The organism is Streptomyces roseochromogenus subsp. oscitans DS 12.976, from assembly GCF_000497445.1.
GTDB lineage: Bacteria > Actinomycetota > Actinomycetes > Streptomycetales > Streptomycetaceae > Streptomyces > Streptomyces oscitans.
On record NZ_CM002286.1, the window covers coordinates 23,012 to 42,679 of the forward strand.

The window sequence follows — 19,668 nt, forward strand, 5'->3', positions numbered from 1 at the left end:
GCCTGCCCCGGCCCGGCGCCGTCCGGTTCCGCCACGCGTACCGCAGCCGGCCGCCAGCCCGGCCCAGGCGGCGCTGCAGATGCGGCTGCACCGCATCCGCAACCGCGCAGCCACCCCGCCCGCGGTGCCTGGTCCGCGTCCCGCGCCCCGCCGTCGAGGCGGTCGCCGCCCGTGACCTCCACGACAAAGAAGACCCTGCTCGCCTCCGGCACAGTGCTCGCGCCCCTCGCCGTCGTCCTGGGCATCTGCATCCTGTTCGTCGCCGCCGTGGCCGGCGGAGCCGCCGAACACCAGGACGAAGGTGGCGACGGTACGGCTCTGACCGGCCAAGGGATGCCCGCCAAGGTGGACGGGGTGGACGCGGTCATGCTCGCCGCCTACGGCCGCGCCGCCCAGCAGGTCACCACACTGCGCCCGAAGTGCACAGGGATGCGCTGGTCGGTGGTCGCCGGAATCGGCGAGGTCGAATCCACCCACGCCGCCGGCCACACGATCGCCGCAGGCGGCGACATCACACCGCCCATCATCGGGCCCCGGCTCGACGGCAGCGGCACCGGCGGCAACACCACCCCCGTCCGCGACACCGACCACGGCCGCTACGACGGCGACACCCAATACGACCGCGCGGTCGGCCCCATGCAGTTCCTGCCCTCCACCTGGGAAAGCATCGGCCAAGACGGCAACAACGACGGCATCAAGAACCCCAACAACGCCTTCGACGCCGCCCTGACCACCGCCGTGTACCTGTGCGGCACCGGCCCCAGCGACCTGAGCAACGACGCCCAACTACGCCAGGCGATCCTGCGCTACAACCACTCCGGCCAGTACGCGGACAAGGTCATCGGCTACATCCACCAGTACGACACGCTCGCCCCCAACGTCACCACCGGCACCACCGACGTCAGCGGGAACGCCGGTGCCGTCATCGCGGCCGCGCTCAAGGAACAGGGCATCCCATACGTGTGGGGCGGCGGCGACATCAACGGCCCCACAGGCGGCGGCTTCGACTGCTCCGGCCTGATGGTCTACGCCTTCTACCAAGGCGCCCACATCACCCTGCCCCGCACCTCCCAGGAGATGCGCACCGTCGGAACCAGCGTCTCCCGCGACCAGATGCAGCCCGGCGACCTGATCGTCTTCAACAACGACGGCAACTGGGGACACGTCGGCCTCTACCTAGGAGGCGGCCAGATGGTCAACGCACCCCGCCCGGGCAAAAATGTAGAGACCACCGTCGTCTCAACGGGCTACTGGACCCGATACGACTGGGACGTCAGGCGCGTCCTGTAACGGCAGGTTCCGACTTCACGTGTCATCGTCCGGCCGGTCTGTCATCGGTCTGCCGCCGGCAGGCGGGGCATCCTCACCGACAGGATCCAAGAGCCCTGGCCGTGCTCACCGACTCCGCAGCACTGTTGCAGACAGTGACTTTTCGTGATGTCGCCGAGGCGTCGACGGGCGCTGGCCGACGCGTCACGCACCGGCCACGCACACGCGCGTCTTTGGTCAGTTGGCCGATCGGCCACGGCGACGGCCAGTGGCCGCTACGCATGACCGGCCCTCGGTCCCGGCCATCCGGCCACCGGCGGCCGCACACGGCTGTGGCCGGTCACGGCCGGCGCTTGTCCGGCCATGGCCGGTGGCCGCCACGACTGGAAGCGGTCACCGCCCCATGGCCGCCCCGATTGGCAGCCGTCCCTTCCCGGGCAACGCCGACGCGATTTCATACTGCGCACCACACGGATACCCATGCCATGACCTGCGGGTATCCACAGCTTGCGGAGTGGGTATCCAGGCGGGGCAAGGGGTTGGGTATCCGTACCGCGCTGCCATTCCGATGACTTGACACTCATCAGCCCGAACAGCGGCCACCGGCGCCAGCGGGCGACTGGCCACGACTTGGTCACCGGTCACGGATGCGTGGCCGAGGACTGGTGACCAAGATCGTGGGTGGTAAGGCAGCGGATGAAGGCGTGGGCCGTGGCCGTTGGGCATGCACGACGGACCGGTCAATCGAGGCCCTTCGGGACCCGGAGTACGCGCTGCCCGGTCCGCACGACCTTGCCTCTGACTGTCGGCCATGGTCACTCTGCGTTGTTGCCCTCAGCGACTAGCTGTGCGGGCCTCTGGCTTGACCGCGCGAGACATAAGGGTGCGGACTGCGCTCTGCGGGCTTTGGCCGTTGTGGATGATGTCGACGACGGTTTCGGTGATCGGCATCTCGATGTGGTGGCGTCGCCCGAGGTCGTAGATCGCCTTGCAGGAGGCGACTCCTTCGGCGGTCTGCCTGGTCTGCGTTTTGGCCTCTTGGACGCTCAGGCCACGGCCGAGGTGGGCGCCGAAGGTGTGGTTCCTCGACAGTGTCGACGAGCAGGTGGCGATCAGATCTCCCATCCCGGCAAGGCCGGCGAGGGTAAGCGGGTCAGCACCCATCGCGGCGCCGAGCCGGGTCGCCTCGGCGAGTCCGCGAGTCATCAGCCCTGCTTTGGCGTTGTCGCCGAGTCCCATGCCGTCGGTGAGGCCGACGGCCAGGGCGATGACGTTCTTGATGGCGCCGCCGAGTTCGCAGCCGATCACGTCGGTGTTCGTGTACGGCCGGAAGTACGGCGTGCGGCAGGCGGCCTGGACGAGCGCGGCCGTGTCCTCGTCGGTGCAGGCGGCGACACTCGCGGCCGGTTTCCGGGCGACGATCTCTCCGGCCAGGTTCGGTCCGGACACCACGGCGATCCGCTCTGGCCTCGCGCTCGTCGTCTCGGCGATGACCTCGCTCATCGTCTTGCCGGTGCCCAGCTCGATGCCCTTCATCAGCGACACGAACACCGTGCGCGGCTCCCAGAGCGCCTGCCAAGCGTCCAGGAGCGGGCGGGCGCTCTGGGCGGAGACCGCAAGAACGGCGATGTCGGCGCCGCGCGCAGCTTCGGCCGGGTCGGACGTGGCCTTCACGTTCGCTGGCAGCGTCACGTCCGGCAGGTAGTCAGGATTGCTGCGGGTCTCGTTGATCGCCTCGACCAGGGCCGGGCGGCGGCCCCACAGCGTGACCTCGCAGTCGGCGTCGGCGAGGACGAGGGAGAACGCGGTCCCCCAGGAGCCGGCTCCGTAGACAGCGACACGGGACATGCGGTGAATCTCCTTGCAGATCAGCCCGTATCGGGGGCAGCGCGCCCTGGTCACGGGGATGTTCACTCCTTGGGGCGCCTCAATGTAACGGCGAGCGCACAGCGGTCATCGAGCATCAAGCCACGTGTCCGCGCCTCCAAGAGCATGCTCTCGGCCTGCTCGTCACCGAGCTGCTTGCGCAGGTCGGTCTCGTGCTCGATCCAGAGCCGGTAGAGGCGCTGCCACAGCTGCGGCTCGTGGAGGCGTTCCTGCTCCCCTTCGCAGGCCAGACCGGCGGCTACCGCTTGCTCGGGCCACGGCGGCAGGACCGGGTTCGTGCGCCGGCGGGCGGAGGTGACGACGGCGCGGCCGCCGGGCCGCAGGACGCGGTGGATCTCCTTCAGGACAGCCGTCCGGTCGGGTTCGAAGCCCAGTGCGTCCACGCACACCAGGCCGTGGGCGTGGCGGTCGGGCAGCCCGGTCGCACGTAGCGAGCCCACCAGGAACCTGGCGCGTCCGGCCGGGAGGAACTCGGGCACGCGGCCGGTGGCCCGACGCACGGCCGTGGCGGAGATGTCGACGCCGGTCAGGTGCACGGCGAGCGCGCGGGCCAGCCACAGGCCGACACCGCCGGTGCCGCAGCCGAGATCCACAAGCTGATGCCCGGGCGCCAGACGCAGCGTTCCCACCATCGTGCCGAGGAGAGGCCAGTCGACTGCGCCGGCCGCCTCGACCTCGTACGGGTAGGTATCGCCCATGGCCTGTGCGTACAGGTCGCTGACGATGGTGGCGGTTCCACGGGCCTCGTGCAGTTTGTCGTACACGGCGGCGAGCCGCTGTTCCCGTTCGGTGAAGTGGGGGCTATCCACGGCGGCTCCCCGCGCGGGGGATGGACCGGATGATGCGCATCTCCAGGCCGGGGCTGACGACCTTGACGGCCGCGTACGCCGGCGAGTCGTGCAGGGGGAAGGCGATCGGCTCGTACCCGGTGGTGGAGGCGACTCGGGCTGTGATGGCCTGGAGGTGCTGTCCGAGGTCATCGTCTTCCGGCTGGAACTGGTGCGTCAGGCTGCTCCAGTCGCCGACCGGGATGTCCGCCGGTGCGGGCCGTTCGGGGTCGGCGGCGAAGGCGTTCTCGTGGACGTCGAGATCGTCCCGGGTACCGGCGATGCACGTCAGCCGGGACTGCGCGGCCTCGGTGAGCGCGCGGGACAGTGCGATCTGCGGGTCGAAGTGGCAGCCGGATCCGGCGAAGGTGATCGGGTAGTCCTCGGACCAGATGTAGGCGGCGCACACCGGCACGCCGTACCTGTTGTCCACGAAGGCGATCTCGAGCCACATGCCGGCGCTCGTGAACCGGTCGACCAGGCTGCGGCAGTACGGGTCGGTCACGGTGACCGGGTCGACCAGCGTGCGCAGCTGGCTGCCGCTGACGTAGTCGTGGTGCAGTACGTCGCGTTCGATCGTCTCCAGCAGTGCGTGCAAGGTGGCTTCGGGCAGCGTGTTACCGCAGGCCAGACCGTTGCTGGTGACGTGGAAGACTTCCGGTTCCGCCGCGCTGGGGTGGGTCTTGCGCCGTACGACGTCGGCCGGGACGAGCACCGGCTCTGCGGAGAGCAGGCTGTGGCCGGTGACCCAGTCCAGCGCGACATCAGCCAGCGCCGGATGGTCGATCTTCACAGGCAGTGCGTGCATCGGGTACGGCAGGTCCAGGTCGCGGTGCGTCGCGCGGATGTCCGCCTTCAACGGCTGCTCTGCGTGGAAGAGTTCGGCGGACTCCAGGACTGCGGAGATCTTGGCAAGGGTGTCGGTGGCTCCCTTGCCCTGAGAGGTGACCAGGGTGTGAGCGTTGGGCCGTACGGCCGTCCACACTGGGATGCCGAGGTAGTCGAGGCCGGTGAGCCGGGCAACGCGGCTGATGCCGAGCCGTGCGATGTGTGGCTTCAACGCCTCCCAGGTCTCCTCGGAGGTGCGGGTGCGGACGGTGCCAGTCAGGGTGATCGAGGTCATCGGCGGGCCGCCTCCTGATCCTTGAGGAAGCCGAGCACGAACGGCCGCGCTGCGTCGACGGCTTCGCGGACGCCGTGCAGGCCGCGCACCCACGCCTCCTCTTCCAGTCCGTCCGGGCCCGTTCCCCACACTGCGGCCAGCATGTCGCGCACCACGCTCTCCTTGATGGCCTCTGGGAAGAAGCCGCGGTTCGCCTCGCGGGCCTGGTCGTTGACGGCCGAGTACCGAGCGACGTCGGTGCGGTCGGTTGGCGTCTCTCGGATCAGCAACCGGGCTGCGGTCTGTTCGTCGGACAGGTCCACGCGGGGGTTGATCACTGCGCAGGCGACGGTCCAGGGCAGGTCGCTTGTGCCGAGGCTGATGAGGTACTCCCACCACACCTGCTTGAACCGGGGGTCGAAGATCTGCTGGAAGGTCACCCGCTCCAGAGTGCGGAGCCGGCCGTGCTCTGTGTCGAGCGCGGCGAAGGCGTTGGCCCACTGCCGAAAGCATCGCGTCGTCCACGTCAGGCCCTCCACCGGTTCGGCCGGGGTCTTGGCCATCTCGCGCGCCAGGTCGAGGGCGTCCAGGGCGTCCTGCCGCTTCACGTCGCCGAAGTGCTCGTCGGTGGCCAGCTCGTGCGTCAGCCAGTCGGCGAATTCGGGCAGGTTCTCTCGCCGGCTGACCCGCATGACCGCATCCAGCGATCGGTGCGCGTAGTACACGTCGGCGAGCGTGCCGAGCAGCCGGTCGGCTTGGGCGGCGTCGACGACGTTCTTGCGGAGGGCGTGGCTGAGGACCTGGCGCACCCTGACCAACGGCCACGTGCAGGCCCGCGGGTCACCGCCCGCCAACTGCGCGACGGCCACCTCGTCGTCGCCGTCGAGCAGGCCGGTGTTGTAGTCGTGCCAGACCGAACCGATGCCGATCATGCCGCAATCGGACAGTTCGGCTGCCCGTAGAGCGCCGATGCTCGCCGCGCCGATGACGCGGATGCCCCGGCCGAGTGTCCAGATGATCTCCTTGTGCCGGACGGCCGGCGAATGGTGGTAGACGCCGTCGATGATGACGACGGTGTCGCCGACCGTGATCTGTGGATCGAATAGGTCTCCGTGCCGGATCGGCGGCCGTAGCCGTAAGTCCGGGGCCTTCAGGGCTGGTTCGTCCGGGCTCAGCGTAGGCCCGGTGAAGACGTGGATCACGTGATCTCCAGGATGGGGGACGCGCAGATGAGCGGGCGTCCGGCCACCACGGTGGCCGGACGCCCTTCGAGCCCGGATCAGAAGGTGTAGCACTCGTCCTGCTCGACGTCCTCGGACCGCACAACGGCCGAGGTATCCACCAGCTCTTCGACGTCGGTGCCGTCGGCGACGACCGCCGTCGACTGTGCTGCTTCCTGTGCCTTGGACATGGGCATCCTCACTTCGCTGATAGTTGGGTCCGCCCGGAGGACACTTCGTCTTCCGGGTCCTGCACCCGGCGTCGGCCTTCTGGCGCGTCGGCGCCGGGGTCCTGCCCGCTTCCCGATGCCCGGCCCGTCATCGGCGAGCGGCCCGGAAGCGGTGTTCATGGCCGTCCCCTGTGGACATCCGGTGAGCCCGGGGAACGGGATGAGTCAGTTCGTACGGAGGGCCGCTGCCGACTCCTCCGGCGCAGCCTCGCCCAGGCACGAACGGGGGAAGAGAGTCCCGGTGGCTGCCGCTCATCAACACGCCCAGCCAGCCATGGCTCCTGGTCTGCTCACGCCGGGCGGATGTCTCGGGCACGTCAGGTCACCAGGCGGGCCACTACCGTGACGGCGAGGCCGACCACCAGCGCGTAGGCGGTGGTGACGGCCCAGGTGAGGCGCGGGTGCCGACGGCGCATGATCCGCCAGGCCTCCCGGCCGGTCCGGCCGTCGGCGTGCGCCAGGATTCCGAGGCCGGTGAGAACGATCGACACGTACTGAGCACGCGAAGGCGAAGGCGATTCCATCGGGCTCCTCATCAAGATGACGGGGTCAGTAGGCGGTTCGTGATGGCGCAAGGTGACCAGGGGGCCCGAGCGTTGGAACGTACGGCGCGCGAAATGGGCCTGGGCCTTGCGCTCTATCGCGGTCAGGCATGGCTCGCACAAGCGGAACGGGCCGTGCTCTCCGTCCCACTGGACCGGGCCCACCCATGTCACGGGCACGCCTGGGGTATCGCAGCGCCAGCACTCGTCAACGGTCCATTCGATCAGCACTGGGGCTCCCTGGATCCGCGAGACGGACAGCGGCCGCAGCGGCCTGGACTGCCGCGAGGTACGGCCGCAGAAGGTCATCACCGGAGGGCAATCCGTCCCCCGGCGGGACGCTCGCCTCGCGTTGGGCAGGCGGTATGAGCCAGCTGCGGGCGGCCATCATCTTCGGTACATGGACGGTTGGAGGCGGCAGGAGAAGCAGGGCGCCGCGCCGGAGGAGCAGGGAGTTTGGCGCACACCAGCCGGGTGCGGAGTCCAGGCGGATGATGACCTCGGCGCCGGACGGTCCGAGGATGACTGGGCCGGGGTGGATTCCCGCCGCACGCACACGGTCGAGGACGTCCCGGGCCAGGGCACCAGGCACGAGAATGGTGTCGAAGGACAGGCCCACGGGGACTTCGGCCAACTGCCGGCGGCCCCATGCCGTCAGGACTTGGTCCCGGCGCCCGGTGGGCTCCAGCCAGTTGTAGGGCACCGGCCCCACGGCGGCGGCCGTCAGCTCCTGAGCAGGTGCAGAGCGCGGCCTCGGGAGGGACGGCGCGGCCATCACCGTATGGGTGCTCACCGGATGCCCCCTTCCGTCTGGTGGCCGTGCATGATGAGGATCACGAGGGCACCCATCACGGCCAGCAGGACCAGGAGATAGAGAGCCTGGGCACGGTGGGTGTGCCACATACGCACCTCATCCGGCTGCCACTGCCGATGGTGCTGCTCAGAAGGCTCCGGCACCTCCAGGTCGGCCCAGACGCGTTTGCCCCACCCCAGAGGGTCAATCCCCCACTCGTGGGCGACTGCGGCAACCAGGGCCAGACCCCGGCCTTCTTCAGCCTCGTCGTCCATGGGGCGCAGCACCGGTTCGGCCGTGCTCTTGTCGATCACGGCCAGTCGTACGCGGCCGTCGTGGCAGCGCTGCACCTTGACCCGGAACACCGGGTACCGAGTGTGCTGAACGGCGTTGGCGCTCAGTTCGGAGATGATCAGCTCGGCCGCGTCCGTGAGATGCGTCAGCTCCCAGGCCACCAGGGCCTCCCTCACGAGCTGGCGGGCCTTCGGCACGGAGCCGGGCTCACGCGGCAGCACGTCGGTGACCACCGGCGTGCCGTCGTCCGCCTCCAGCACCCGAACTGCACGACGATGACGGTTCCTGAGCATGGTGTCACTCACCGAGCGCCCTTTCGCCGTGCGCGCGCTTGAAGCAGCCCGAGGGGTCTGCGGGTGCATGAGGGACGAATCCAGGTCGTCGGCGTGCGCTGTGCGCATGGCACGACCTCCTCTGGGGGGACTGGTGAGCGAGCGTCAGAGACGGGCCTCCCGGTGCGTGAGCACCGGTTCGGCATCGGCAACGGCGGAAGGCCACGGCGTGCACTGCCTGCTCCTCGCCTCAGTGGCTCTGAAGCGTGTGGACGAGCGCGATACCGAAGGCGAGGACCACGAGGCTGACCAGCGCGATCGTGATGACCGCTTCGGTGATCCGGGTCCGCAGCGGCGGCTTCGGTGAGGTCATGAGCGGCGCCCTCCGTGGTCGCTGGTGACGTTGCCGGCGTTCTGGCGCCACTGAGTTCTCCCTGTGGTCGGCTGGAGGAAAGCGATGAAGGCGTAGTGGCGGTGCAGCCAATGCAGGTACGCCTCGTAGGCCTCGTCAGTGCTGGGCATGGAATCGCGTCCCAGCGCGAGGACGCCGTCGACGAAGCCCGACCCGGCACGGCGGACCGCAAGGTTGAACTGAGGACGGGTGGAGGCTGAGCCACCCGTCGGTTCGTCGGTGAAGCGCTCTCGATCGACGCTCCACCCACGCTCGCGCGCATGCTCCGCCAGGAGGGCATGCGTGCCGTCGGTGTCCACTCCCAGGTCCGCGAAGACGTAGGTGGTCACCTTGATGGGACGGCCGGGTTTGATGGCGGCGAGGGCATTCTCGAAGACGCTGCGTCGTAAGGCGGTCAGCCTGCCACCAGGGGTCGGACGGAACCGGGGCTCCACAGGCCTCCACCTCAGCCACGACTCGTCGAGTTCGTCGGCCGGAACGGGCTGAAGCCTCATGAGGCCCTCCTGCACAACTCGGCGAAGCGCCGGCTCTCCTCGTCCTGTAGCCGCGCCATGAGGACCGGGCGGTGCACAGGGCGCACGGAGTACACGAGAGCAACGCCGACGGGGCCGAGAAGGTTGGTCATGCGGGCACCTCCCCCGGCACCATGCGGGCTCGGACCGTCTTGGTGCGCCCGTCCTCGGCCAGGCTCCAGGTCACCTCCGCCCCGAGCAGGCGCGCCTCCCGCAGGCCGCGCCCCTTCTCACCGTTGAGCGCCGCCGCACTGTCGCGGAACTCAGGAGACGGATCCTGAACGTCGATGCGCAGTTCGTCGTCCTCCGTCACCGCCAGGACCACGGTCATCCGCGCATCGGTCCCGCTGTCGGTATTGGCATGGACGACGGCATTGGCCGTGAGAATCGCGAGGACGCGGACCGCCGCCATGATGTTCCCGGGCCAGCCCAGAACCGTGAGACGGGTGATGGCGTCCGTCCTCACCTGGCGCAGGCCGGCCAGGTTGAGTCGATACGAGCGGGACAGCTGGCGATCGACAGGCGCGCCGGCACCGGAAGGCAGCGCGACGGCACCTGCCACGTCGGGCGTGCGCAGGCAGGATCCGGCCTGCGGGTACACAGCGAACGCCGGGATACCCAGCAGCCAGACACGTAAGGCGATGCGGTCCCCCGGATACCAAGCGATCTCCTGCTCGGCGGGGGCGACGACTCCCGTCGCGGCGCCGCTGGTCAACTCATGTTCGACGGTGCGCCAACCGGTCCGGCGCTGACGAGGGGTGTCGAGCGCGGCCAGGTCGTACAGGTCGTGCACGACATTCCAGCCCCGCCGGGCGGCGAAGTCGTGGAGGACCGCCAGCGCACGGTTCGCTATCTGTGAGTCGAACGCACACGTGTAGAGCACGACGCTCGCGCTGTCGCTGGCCGTATCACCTAGAGGCGGTACGGGCAGGTCTCCCCAAACGACGGCGGGAGCATCGGTCTGAAGTCCAGATGTGGGCTGTCCGGTCATGGCTGCTGCCATCGACAACGGGGCGAAAGCGCACGTGTGCAGGTCGGCGGCCGCAGGCCGGTTCGTGGACAAAGCTCCGCCCCCATTCGATCAACCCTGTGACATCGCAGCGTTACATCGCGTAGTGCAAGCCCAATTAGAATCCTCCATGCAATCCCATGAGGCAAGCCCAGCTGAGAAATCGTCCCCTGACGTGGGACCTCCGAGAAGGGTGATGGGGCGTGACTGACGGCCGTACACGCGATGAGGCACACTTGCACCGGGCAAACCCACTACGACAGCGCAGGCGGGGAGGGCGAGGGGTGAGCGATCCGAACGGGCCCACCGTGCGACGGCGGCGCCTGGGCAGCGAGCTGCGACGACTGCGCGAGCGCGCAGGCCTCGACCAGCTCGCGGCAGCCAACCACCTGGAATGCTCCACTTCGAAGATCTCTCGTCTGGAGCGGGGCCAGGGCCTGGCCAAGCAAATGGAGATGCGCAGCCTTCTCGATCTGTACCGCGTCACCGACGAAGACGAACGGACCGCGATCCTTACCCTGCACAAGACGGCCGCCGAAGTCGGCTGGTGGGAACAGGCCGAGTACGAAGAGGTCTTGCCGAGCGGTCTGGGGGTTTACGTCGGGCTGGAGTACGACGCCCGCGCCCTGCAATGCTGGGAACTCGGTTTCGTGCCCGGCCTTCTGCAGACTGCGGACTACGCGCGAGCGGTCGTCTCGTCACTGCCTCGCCTCTCCACCGACGAGGTTGACCGGCTCGTCAAGGCACGCATGCAGCGCCAAACCCGCCTCACGCAGGAGAAGGACCCCCTCGAACTCTGGGCCGTGATCGACGAGTCGGTGTTGCATCGGCCGCTGGGCGGCGCCGACGTCATGCGGGCCCAGCTCGACGCCCTCGCCGAGTGGACCGCACGCACGAACGTCACACTTCAGGTCTACCGCCCCAAGGACGTGCACCCTGGCCTGCGTGGTTCGTTCAGCTTGCTGGAATTCGGCCCCGCCGACCCGCGGATCGGCTACGTCGATTCGCCCGGCGGGAACGCCTTCCTGGAGAAGGACAAACAAGTCCGCGTCCTTGCCGACACCTTCGACCGCCTCCGGGCGGGTGCGCTCGACCCCGAGGAGTCCGCGGCGCTCGTGAGATCTCTAGCCGCAGAGGAGAAATGATCATGAACCATCCCGCCCAGACTGCGCTCGGCGCCGACACCTTGGCCTGGTGGAAGAGCTCGTACAGCTCCGAGCAAGGTGCCTGCGTCGAAGTCGCGCACGCACCGCAGGGTCGGATGGCTGTGCGGGACTCCAAGGTGCATGCGGGCCCGCATCTGCTCGTAGACACACATGCCTTCACCGCGCTCGTCGCCGGGCTGGTCACCGGGACTGTCTGAAACGAACATGCAAGGGGCTGCCCCAGCGGGGCAGCCCCTTTGTCGTGCACAGATGCCGTGCAACTCTGGTCGCCCACCTAGCCAGCCCGGATCGCTCGCCGGCCTTCTCTGCGCGGATGAGAGTCAGTGTCGGTGGTCTTCGCACCGCCCAGGGCGAACTCGCTGCATGACGGGCGGTGCTGGCGGACCGGGTCTCGGAAATTTCCCGGCTTGGCTGTCACATCTGCCCAGCGGCACCTCCCCTTCTGTGGGTGAGGGCGGCACAAGGCCGCCTTCCCGAGGAGGGAGAGGCTCGTGGTGGGTGATGTGGTGCCGCAGGCGCCGGGGGTGGTGCACGGTTTTGTGCTCGTGCTCGGCGCCGTTGTGGAACACGTCGGCTGGCTGGCCGGGGCAGCCGGGGCGGTGCTGATCATCTGGGCTGCGTCGGCGGCCTGGTGGCGGCGCCGAGCCGTGCGGGAGCTGGAGCGCCGGGCCCGGTTCGAGCTGGTTCCGGCGGTGACGTTCGATCCGCAGATGGGGGACATCGGGCAGGCTGCGGCACGGCTCGACGGGGCGCGAGCGGCCGCTGGGGGTGTACCGAAGCGGGCGGGCGCGGTGCGGATCCGTGTCTGGGCCGGGCCGGAGAGCCAGTTGCACTACGGGTGGGAGGGCCCGGAGCGGGCGGCGAGCGTGCTGCGGATGCCGGGCTACCGGCAGGTGGAGGTGCGCCCCGTCGACGCCGCCCGGAGTGCCTCGACGCAGGTGCGGTTCGAGGGCGTGTCTCCGCAGGCGGGTGGCTGGTGAGCGCGGTCGTTCTGTCCAAGCAGGGCCAGGCGGCCGTCCCCGAGGCCACCCCGGTGCCTGGTGTCTCGCGAGGCCTGTATGTGGCGCGGGCGGAGCTGGTGCTGGCGCGGGCGGATCACTGGCCCTTGGGCAAGCCGGTGCTGGATCCGGATCCGCTGGAGCAGGTGGCGGCGGCGTTCGCCGAGGTGCGCACCGAGGACGGGGAAGAGGCGGAACTCATTGTCGACCTGTTGCCCGTGCCGGGGCCGGCGGTGGCGCGGCGGCGCCGGCGTCTGCTGGCTCGGGCGTCGCGCCGGGGGCCGACGGCGTTCGGGGAAGAGCTGACGGTCGGTGGGAGCGGCGGCAGTGTGCTCTCCCAGGTGTGGGATGTGCTCAATGGTCCGAGCGGCAAGCGGACAAGCGGGGGCGCGGGGGCGCGGCTGCCGCGGCAGAGTGACCTCTCGGACGGGATCGGCAAGTTCGCTCCCGGCGCGCAGGTGTTCGCTTTGCAGGTGCTGGTGCGGTGTACGGCGCGGCATCCGGCACGGGCGCGGGCACGGCTGCATCAGGTGATGGCTGCCTTGCAGGCGTTGCGTGGGCAGAACGCCCTCGTTCCGGTGGGCCCGCGCCTGGGCGGGTGGCGGCCGTACTCGGATGTGTGGTGGCGCCGCCGCGCCTTCGACCGGCGCTTTGCGCGCGGGGACTTCGCCCCAGCCCGGCGCAGGCAGTGGGTGACCTGGCAGGAAGTGGCCGCGCTGCTGAAGCCGCCCAGCAGGCACTGCACCGCGCAGAACATCACACGCACCGGCGGTGTGGTCTCACCTGCCCCGGCCGGCCTGCCCACCTGGACGGGGCAGAAGGACGTCCTGCCGCTCGGCTACGTGACCGGAGCGGACGGCCGACGCCGGCTGGGGGGCGCGTACGCGAAGGACGTGCTGTTCGGGTCGTCCCTGGGCAAGTCCGGGTTCGGCAAGACCGAGCTGGCGCTGGTGCAGTTCGCTGCCCGGGCCTATGCCGAGGACGGCGCACTGCTGTTCGACCCGCACCGGACGGCCTGGCTGAGGATCAAGCCATATCTGGCGCATCCCGTACTCGCCGACCGGATCTGGGAGGTCGACCTGTCCCGGGCACGGGATGAGGATCTGATGTCGTGCTGGAACCCACTGTCCATGGAGGGCCGGCGCCTGGACGAGGTCCAGGAGATCGTCGGCGCCGTGGTCGGGGCGATCTCCTCGGCACACAGCTGGGGAGAGCGTGCCACACGGGCACGCACGATCCTGTCGAACGCGGTGCGCACCCTGGCTGAGCTGTCCCACCTGCTGATCCAGGATGGCCACCCCGAGTTGCAGCCGACCGTGTTCCAGATCAGCACCCTGCTCGAGGACGAGGACTGGCGCAAGGCCGTGCTCGCCCACCTGCCTCAGGCCACCGGCCGCTACTGGACGCGGTCGTTCGCCAACGTCGAGCCGAACGCGATGAACACCGTCACCAACGTGCTCTACCGCTTCAGCAGCTCCCGCTCGCTGCGGGCGTTCCTCGGCTCGCCCCGCTCCGGCTACGACCTGCGCCGGGCGATGGCCACCTCCGCAGTGGTCGGCCTGTGCCCGTCCGGGACCGGCGAAAGCGACGAGCTGATCTGCGCGCTGCTGCTGTTCGACCTGTTCCGCGAGGGCATGGCCCGCGCCTCACTGCCCGCCGACCAGTTGCACACCATGTGGTCCTGGGTGGACGAGCTGACCAGCGTAGACGGCGCCTCACACGGCTACATCGCCAAGATCCTCGAGCAGCTGCGGAAGTACGAGCTGAGGTTCGTGGGGATGACGCAGATGGTCATGCGGCTGTCGGACACCACCCGTCAGGCCCTGATGCAGAACCAGAGCTGGCTGTCGGCGACCGGCGCTGACGCGGACGAGGCCGCCTTCGTCGCCAAGCGCATGCCCGGCATCGACCCGGCGACCATCCAGCAGATCGACCGCTACTGCTACATCCAGTCCGTCCAGCTGCACGGCAAGCGCACCGCCCCGTTCCGGGTCGAAGGCGTCGCGGTCGACGACGTCTTCGCCGACTACTACAACCCCGACGGCCTCGAGGCGCTCGACAAGGCGATCGACGCCAACGTCCAGCGACGCCCGGTCGGCGACATCCTCGCCGGTCTCGACCGTCTGGACGACGCGATCCTCGCCCACCTCACCCGCCGCCCCTCCGGCGGCACGCCGCGCCCCGCGGGCTCCGGCGACGTCGTCCACCGCCTTCCTCGCCCCACACACCCGACGCAGAAAGGCTGAACCGCATGTCCGCACCCGCCCTGACCCGGCCGCGCGCTCTGTCCCGCCTCGCCCAGGAGCTGCTGCCCGTCCTCTACCAGCACCGGCTGCTGACCGCCGAGCAGCTCACCCGGCTGCTGCGCCCCACCGCTACGACCAGCCGTTACGTACGCAAGCAACTGCTACAGCTCCAGGTCCACGATCTTGCAGACGCCACCTGCCGCCGCCACAGCCGCGCCGGCGAGCTGCTGTGGTACATCACCCCGCTCGGCGCCGCCACCGTCGAAGCCGGCCGCGAACTTCCCGCACGCCCCTACCAGATGACCAGCCAGGCCGCCGCGAGCGCCGTGCAGGAGCACACCCTCGCCATCAACGACACCGCGCTGGCCTTCGTCGCACACGCCCGCCGGCTCGGCGACGGATGCGGTCCCCTGTCCTGGGACATGGAGGTCGCCCACCGCGTCCGCGACGGCAACACCCGCTCCGGCGACGAGGCCTGGCTCACCCCCGACGCCGTCCTCCACTACACCCACACCACCCGAGGCGGCGAGCGGATGCTGCTCGACTTCTTCCTCGAGGTCGACCGCGCCACCATGCCCGTGGCCCGCCTAGCTGCCAAGCTCCACGCCTACGCCCGCTACGCCACCTACATCCCCCAGCCCGCCCCCGGCGCCCGGCACAGCACAGCCGGCGGGCTGGTGCAGGAGGCCTGGCGTGAGCGCTACCGCGCCTTCCCCCGGCTCCTGCTTGTCCTCACCGGCGCCCCGACACACACCCTGGCCACCCGCGCCCTGGACCTGCGTGCGCTCGCCGCCGCCGATCCCCGTCTTCAGCGCGCCGCCGCCCAGCTGCGGGCGGGCGTCACCAGCCTGGAACTCCTCACCCGCCACGGCCCGTTCGCCGACATCGTCACCCCTCTTCTCGGCCCGGACACCCCGACGACTGTCCTCCTTCCGGCCCCGGCGGTGTCCGCGTGAGCGCCTCCGTCTCCTCTGCTCCGTTCGTGCCCGCCCCTACGGCGAAAGGTTTCTCGATGCTGCTCGGCAAGCTCCGACGACGCCGTCAGGCCGCCGCCACGCGCACACTGGAAAGGCCCTATGCGACACCGCACGCGTGCTCGGCGGTAGTCGACGGCCTTCCCCAGTTGGACTCCCCGCTCGTCACCGAACTCATCGCCCTGCAAGCGCACACCCGCCACCTGGGCTGGCTCAGCGCTCGAGAACAGTGCCCCGAGGAGTACCGGCACCTCGCCCGTCTCGTCCTCCAGCACGTCCTGGAAGGCTGGCACGCCCAGACCGGCGGTCGCGGCCGGCTCGAGGACCTCCTCGTCTTTCCGGATCCCGCCGGTCCTGTCCCCGGTCACTGTCAGCATGAGCGCGACCACATGACAACGTACGGGAGTTGACCATGCTTCTTCGCCAGCACGCCGCTGCCGCAGCCGTCCTCGCGGCCACCGCCCTGCTCACCGGCTGCGGTCACTCCGGGGGCACCGTGGGCTCAGGCCAGCCGTCCCGTACCGCCCGGCCCAGTGCCAGCGCACATCATGCGCAGGCAGACGCGCTGCCGACGGGGATGATCCGGCTTGGCGAAAAGCTCCCGCACACCGACAACGAGACGTGGGCCGTCGCCACCAGCCCGTTGAAGACCGTCCGGGCCACCACGAAGGCGAAGGGCCTGCCCAGCGGCTGGATCGCGCTCGCGACCGCGTTCACCTTCACCAACACCACCGACCAGATCCAACAGGTACCCACTGACCTGATCCAGGCGGCCCGCTACGGCCCCGACGGGCGCAGCGCAGCTACCTACACCGACACCGGCATCGACGGTCTGCCGCTCGACACCCTCACCAACAGCCCTGACCCGATCCGCGTCCCGCCCGGCGGCACCTACACCGCCCGCCTCGGCTTCGCCGTCCCCGAGGCCGCCAAGGGCCAGCCGCTCACCCTCACCTACACCAACGGCCAAAGCACCCGCTACCTCGAAGACACCATCCCCGGCGCCACTGCGGCCCCGCCGGTCGCCTCCGCTATCCACCCGGTCAGCGCGGACAAGAAGATGCTCGCCTTCGGCGACTGGCACGCCGGCAACGAGACCACCTACCTGCGCGTCTCCGCCGTGAAGGTGACCGGCACCGACGCCTCCGGACAGCGCGCCTGTGAGGTGGACTTGACCTTCTTCAACCCGGAGGAAGAAGTCAGCCCGCTCTCCCAGACCCCGCTGGAAGCGAGCGTCCATGTGTACTACGGCAAGAGCCTCACCGAGGCCGACACGGTCAAGGAGTACACCGGGCTGTCCGGCGCGTTCATCGCGCCGCAGCGCACGGCGACCGTCACCGCCCACTTCACCTTGCCGGCCAAAGTCGTTCCCGGACCGGTCACCATCGAGATCGGCAACAGCGACGGGCTCCGTGTCACCTACACGGGCAACGTGGGGAACTGACCGCGGAGCGGGAGCGTCCGCCTCAATAGCGTGAGTTGTATCCCGTGATGCGGGATTTACGACGTCACGATCCCGTGAACTGGGATATCAGGGTGGGCCGATGCGGAAAAAGTGCTTAACGTGTGCATGTGCACGGCACCCGGCGAACTGGTCACCGCGTGATCACTCACCGCACCGAACCGCAGGCCGCCGCCACACCGACGACGACGAACGGGGAGACGCCTTGGCGCGCAAAGCACGACCGAAATCCGGTGGACTTCGCACCCGAAATCGGCGAAGTCGACTTATCAGCTTGACGCTTTCGTTGGGGGCGGCGCTGGCGTTGACCGCGTGCGGGTCGTCCGACAACAACCATGCGGGGAAGGCCTCTCCTTCCGCAACGGCATCCAGTTCCGCAGCGAGCACGGCTTCCGCGTCTGCGGACCCGGACGCAGCGGCCAAGCAGGACGTCATCACCGCTTACAAGCACTACTGGGACGAAGAGGTCAAGGCCTACTCGAAGGCGAGCCTGGACGGGACCGATCTCAAGAAGTACGCCCAAGGCAGCGCGCTGGGATTGGTCCAGAGTGACCTGCTCAACATGAGGACAGCAGGACAGGTCATCGAGGGCAAGCCACGCATCGATCCCAAGGTCACCAGCCTGGATCTGCAGAAGAAGGTCCCATCGGCACAGATCACAGACTGCGTCGACGTCTCGTCGTGGAAAGTTCTGGACGCCAAAACGAAGAGTGAAGTAGCCCTGCCCAAGACCCGGCGCACCAAGTACGTGAGCATCGTGACTGCGGAGAAGTGGGGGAAGCAGTGGGTCATGCTGGAGGACAAGCCGGAAAACCGAGCATGCTGACACGTGGTGCTGCGGTAGCCAGCGCCCTGCTTGTCCTGGGCATGGGCACCGCTACGAGCGCTGTCGCGGCCGGGCCCGATCCGAAGCCGTCCACTACCGTCGGCCCCTGCTTGTCCGTAAAGGTCTGTGTAGGGGTCGGTGTCGGTGGATCCCCTGGTTCGAGCGACAACAAGCCGTCGTCCCCGCGGAAGAGCAGCAACGGGCCTTCTGTGCCGGGACCGTGCGTCGTGATGAAGGATGACCCGCAGCCGCCTGCCGGAAGCTCTCTGTGGGAGGGGCACAGCCCCGGTGACGGCGCCGTCTACACCCGGATCTGCCCTGTGGCGGATGTCGCCGCCGGCATCGTGGGAATGATGGCTCCCCCGCAGACGTTCTGGTCCGCTACCCCTCCGGCCAAGGTCGACCCTGCTCAGCTAGCGCAGGAGGCCCTGGACAAGATGACGCTGCTCGGCCCGCGTATCGACATCAACCCGAAGCCTGGCGGCAAGGGCCTGGTGGGGATGCCCGTGTGGATGGCGGCCGACACGTCGCAGACCACGTGGGGGCCGAACAGTGCGAGCGCCTCGGCCGGCGGGGTCACGGTGACCGCGACGGCGAAGGTGTCGAAGGTCGTGTGGGACATGGGTGACGGCACCTCGGTCACGTGCACCAGCCCTGGAACGGTGTACCAGAAGTCGTTCGGGCTGAAGGCCTCGCCGGACTGCGGTCACGTCTACACCCAGCCCTCGGACCAGCAGCAGGGCGGCAAGTATCGGGTCACGGCCACTTCGACGTGGACCGTCAACTGGCAGGTGAACGGCGGCGGGGAGACGGGGACGCTCACCGCAGTCCGCCAGTCCGGTGTCCAGCTGACCATCGTCCAGTCCCAGGCCGTCAACTCCTAGCCCGTCTCTGCCCACCCCCGCAAGGAACCACAGGACACTGGATTATGGACACGACATCGTTCGCGCCGAATGTGGCTTCGCCCCGGCAGCCTGAGCTGGCCCCGAGTACCGGTACCAAGGCCCGTTCCAAGCGCAAGTGGTCGCTGGCCGCGGTGCTCGTGCTCGCTGCCCTCCTCGGGTCCCTGGCCGGGGCCGTGCTGGTGGCACGGGCCGGTGACCGTGTCAGCGTGCTGGGGATCGCCCGCGACGTCCAGGCGGGGCAGAAGATCACCGATCAGGACCTGGTCACCGTCTCCTTCGCCGAAGACCCCGGCCTGTCCCCCGTACCGGCCTCCGAACGCAACTCCGTGGTGGGGCAGATCGCAGCCGTGGACCTGCGCCGCGGCGGTCTGCTCACACGCTCGCAGCTGACGGCCGGCGGGGGCCTGGGCGACACCAAGGAGATCGTCGGCATCGAGGTCAAGCGCGGTTTCGCGCCCCGCGGCGAGCTGCAGCCCGGAGACAAGGCCGCCGCGGTCCTGCTGCCCGCACAGGGTGCCGGCAGCAGCACATCCTCGTCGAAGAGCAGCCAGACCTCGAACAGCGACGTCATCGAGGTGACGGTGAAGTCGCTGTCCACCCCGGACGCGTCGGGCGCGATGGTCGTCAACGTCGCTGTCGACCCGGCGGACGGCGCGCGGCTGGCGACGCTCGCGGCCGCCAACCAGGTGGCGCTGGTCCGTGAGCCGCGCGGGGGGAACTGA

Annotated in this window: 22 protein-coding genes; 11 read left to right on the plus strand and 11 right to left on the minus strand. The window is 69.3% G+C overall.

Features of this window, described 5'->3' with window-relative positions:
• The first annotated feature begins 171 nt into the window (after positions 1-171).
• Positions 172-1,290, plus strand: a complete 1,119-nt coding sequence (locus M878_RS91485) for a C40 family peptidase (protein ID WP_023554013.1) — start codon at positions 172-174, stop codon at positions 1,288-1,290.
• Between the two features lie 813 nt (positions 1,291-2,103).
• On the opposite strand, the gene M878_RS91490 is transcribed toward M878_RS91485, so the two are convergent.
• From M878_RS91490 to M878_RS91525, 11 genes are all read right to left on the minus strand, one after another.
• Positions 2,104-3,117, minus strand: coding sequence for an NAD(P)H-dependent glycerol-3-phosphate dehydrogenase (locus tag M878_RS91490; protein WP_023554014.1), 1,014 nt, complete (start codon positions 3,115-3,117; stop codon positions 2,104-2,106).
• 62 nt (positions 3,118-3,179) lie between these two features.
• Entirely contained in the window at positions 3,180-3,965 is a 786-nt protein-coding gene (locus M878_RS91495; RefSeq protein WP_023554015.1) for a class I SAM-dependent methyltransferase, read from the minus strand.
• Positions 3,958-5,106, minus strand: coding sequence for a YcaO-like family protein (locus M878_RS91500; protein WP_023554016.1), 1,149 nt, complete (start codon positions 5,104-5,106; stop codon positions 3,958-3,960). Before M878_RS91500 ends, M878_RS91495 begins: the two co-directional genes overlap by 8 nt.
• Positions 5,103-6,287: a TfuA-like protein gene (locus tag M878_RS91505; protein ID WP_023554017.1), complete on the minus strand. Its 1,185-nt coding sequence runs from the start codon at positions 6,285-6,287 to the stop codon at positions 5,103-5,105. Before M878_RS91505 ends, M878_RS91500 begins: the two co-directional genes overlap by 4 nt.
• 77 nt (positions 6,288-6,364) lie before the next feature.
• Positions 6,365-6,496 (minus strand): hypothetical protein, encoded by a 132-nt coding sequence (locus tag M878_RS000000101275; protein ID WP_023554018.1) that lies wholly within the window; start codon positions 6,494-6,496, stop codon positions 6,365-6,367.
• Between the two features lie 356 nt (positions 6,497-6,852).
• Entirely contained in the window at positions 6,853-7,026 is a 174-nt protein-coding gene (locus M878_RS98145; protein WP_023554019.1) for a hypothetical protein, read from the minus strand.
• Positions 7,027-7,285: 259 nt separating this feature from the next.
• Positions 7,286-7,870: a hypothetical protein gene (locus M878_RS91510; protein ID WP_023554020.1), complete on the minus strand. Its 585-nt coding sequence runs from the start codon at positions 7,868-7,870 to the stop codon at positions 7,286-7,288.
• Positions 7,867-8,565 (minus strand): ATP-binding protein, encoded by a 699-nt coding sequence (locus M878_RS91515; RefSeq protein WP_245238462.1) that lies wholly within the window; start codon positions 8,563-8,565, stop codon positions 7,867-7,869. The genes M878_RS91510 and M878_RS91515 overlap by 4 nt, the downstream gene beginning before the upstream one ends.
• Before the next feature lie 121 nt (positions 8,566-8,686).
• Positions 8,687-8,809 carry a hypothetical protein gene (locus tag M878_RS000000101280; RefSeq protein ID WP_023554022.1) on the minus strand — a complete coding sequence of 41 codons (123 nt, stop codon included), beginning with the start codon at positions 8,807-8,809 and terminating at the stop codon, positions 8,687-8,689.
• A complete protein-coding gene (locus M878_RS91520; RefSeq protein WP_158692945.1) occupies positions 8,806-9,342 on the minus strand; it encodes a recombinase family protein in 537 nt (178 codons plus the stop codon). The genes M878_RS000000101280 and M878_RS91520 overlap by 4 nt, the downstream gene beginning before the upstream one ends.
• Before the next feature lie 127 nt (positions 9,343-9,469).
• Positions 9,470-10,351 carry an ATP-binding protein gene (locus M878_RS91525; protein WP_158692946.1) on the minus strand — a complete coding sequence of 294 codons (882 nt, stop codon included), beginning with the start codon at positions 10,349-10,351 and terminating at the stop codon, positions 9,470-9,472.
• A 302-nt stretch (positions 10,352-10,653) separates the two neighbouring features.
• Between M878_RS91525 and M878_RS91530 the strand changes: the two genes are divergently transcribed.
• The 10 genes from M878_RS91530 to M878_RS91560 all read left to right on the plus strand — a co-directional run bounded on the left by M878_RS91530 (position 10,654) and on the right by M878_RS91560 (position 19,668).
• Positions 10,654-11,514, plus strand: coding sequence for a helix-turn-helix domain-containing protein (locus M878_RS91530; RefSeq protein ID WP_023554026.1), 861 nt, complete (start codon positions 10,654-10,656; stop codon positions 11,512-11,514).
• A gap of 2 nt (positions 11,515-11,516) precedes the next feature.
• Complete coding sequence (locus tag M878_RS91535; RefSeq protein WP_031227475.1) at positions 11,517-11,732, plus strand: DUF397 domain-containing protein; 216 nt, start codon at positions 11,517-11,519, stop codon at positions 11,730-11,732.
• A 294-nt stretch (positions 11,733-12,026) separates the two neighbouring features.
• Positions 12,027-12,515: a hypothetical protein gene (locus tag M878_RS50665; protein ID WP_023554028.1), complete on the plus strand. Its 489-nt coding sequence runs from the start codon at positions 12,027-12,029 to the stop codon at positions 12,513-12,515.
• Positions 12,512-14,779 carry a type IV secretory system conjugative DNA transfer family protein gene (locus M878_RS91540; RefSeq protein WP_023554029.1) on the plus strand — a complete coding sequence of 756 codons (2,268 nt, stop codon included), beginning with the start codon at positions 12,512-12,514 and terminating at the stop codon, positions 14,777-14,779. The genes M878_RS50665 and M878_RS91540 overlap by 4 nt, the downstream gene beginning before the upstream one ends.
• A gap of 5 nt (positions 14,780-14,784) precedes the next feature.
• On the plus strand, positions 14,785-15,735 hold the full coding sequence (locus M878_RS91545) for a replication-relaxation family protein (protein WP_023554030.1): 951 nt from the start codon (positions 14,785-14,787) through the stop codon (positions 15,733-15,735).
• Positions 15,732-16,163, plus strand: coding sequence for a hypothetical protein (locus tag M878_RS50670; protein ID WP_158692947.1), 432 nt, complete (start codon positions 15,732-15,734; stop codon positions 16,161-16,163). The genes M878_RS91545 and M878_RS50670 overlap by 4 nt, the downstream gene beginning before the upstream one ends.
• A 2-nt stretch (positions 16,164-16,165) precedes the next feature.
• Positions 16,166-17,197, plus strand: coding sequence for a hypothetical protein (locus M878_RS91550; protein WP_023554032.1), 1,032 nt, complete (start codon positions 16,166-16,168; stop codon positions 17,195-17,197).
• A gap of 292 nt (positions 17,198-17,489) precedes the next feature.
• Complete coding sequence (locus M878_RS50675; protein WP_158692948.1) at positions 17,490-18,041, plus strand: hypothetical protein; 552 nt, start codon at positions 17,490-17,492, stop codon at positions 18,039-18,041.
• Between the two features lie 230 nt (positions 18,042-18,271).
• A complete protein-coding gene (locus M878_RS91555) occupies positions 18,272-18,925 on the plus strand; it encodes a hypothetical protein (RefSeq protein WP_023554034.1) in 654 nt (217 codons plus the stop codon).
• 44 nt (positions 18,926-18,969) lie between these two features.
• Positions 18,970-19,668: an SAF domain-containing protein gene (locus M878_RS91560; RefSeq protein WP_023554035.1), complete on the plus strand. Its 699-nt coding sequence runs from the start codon at positions 18,970-18,972 to the stop codon at positions 19,666-19,668.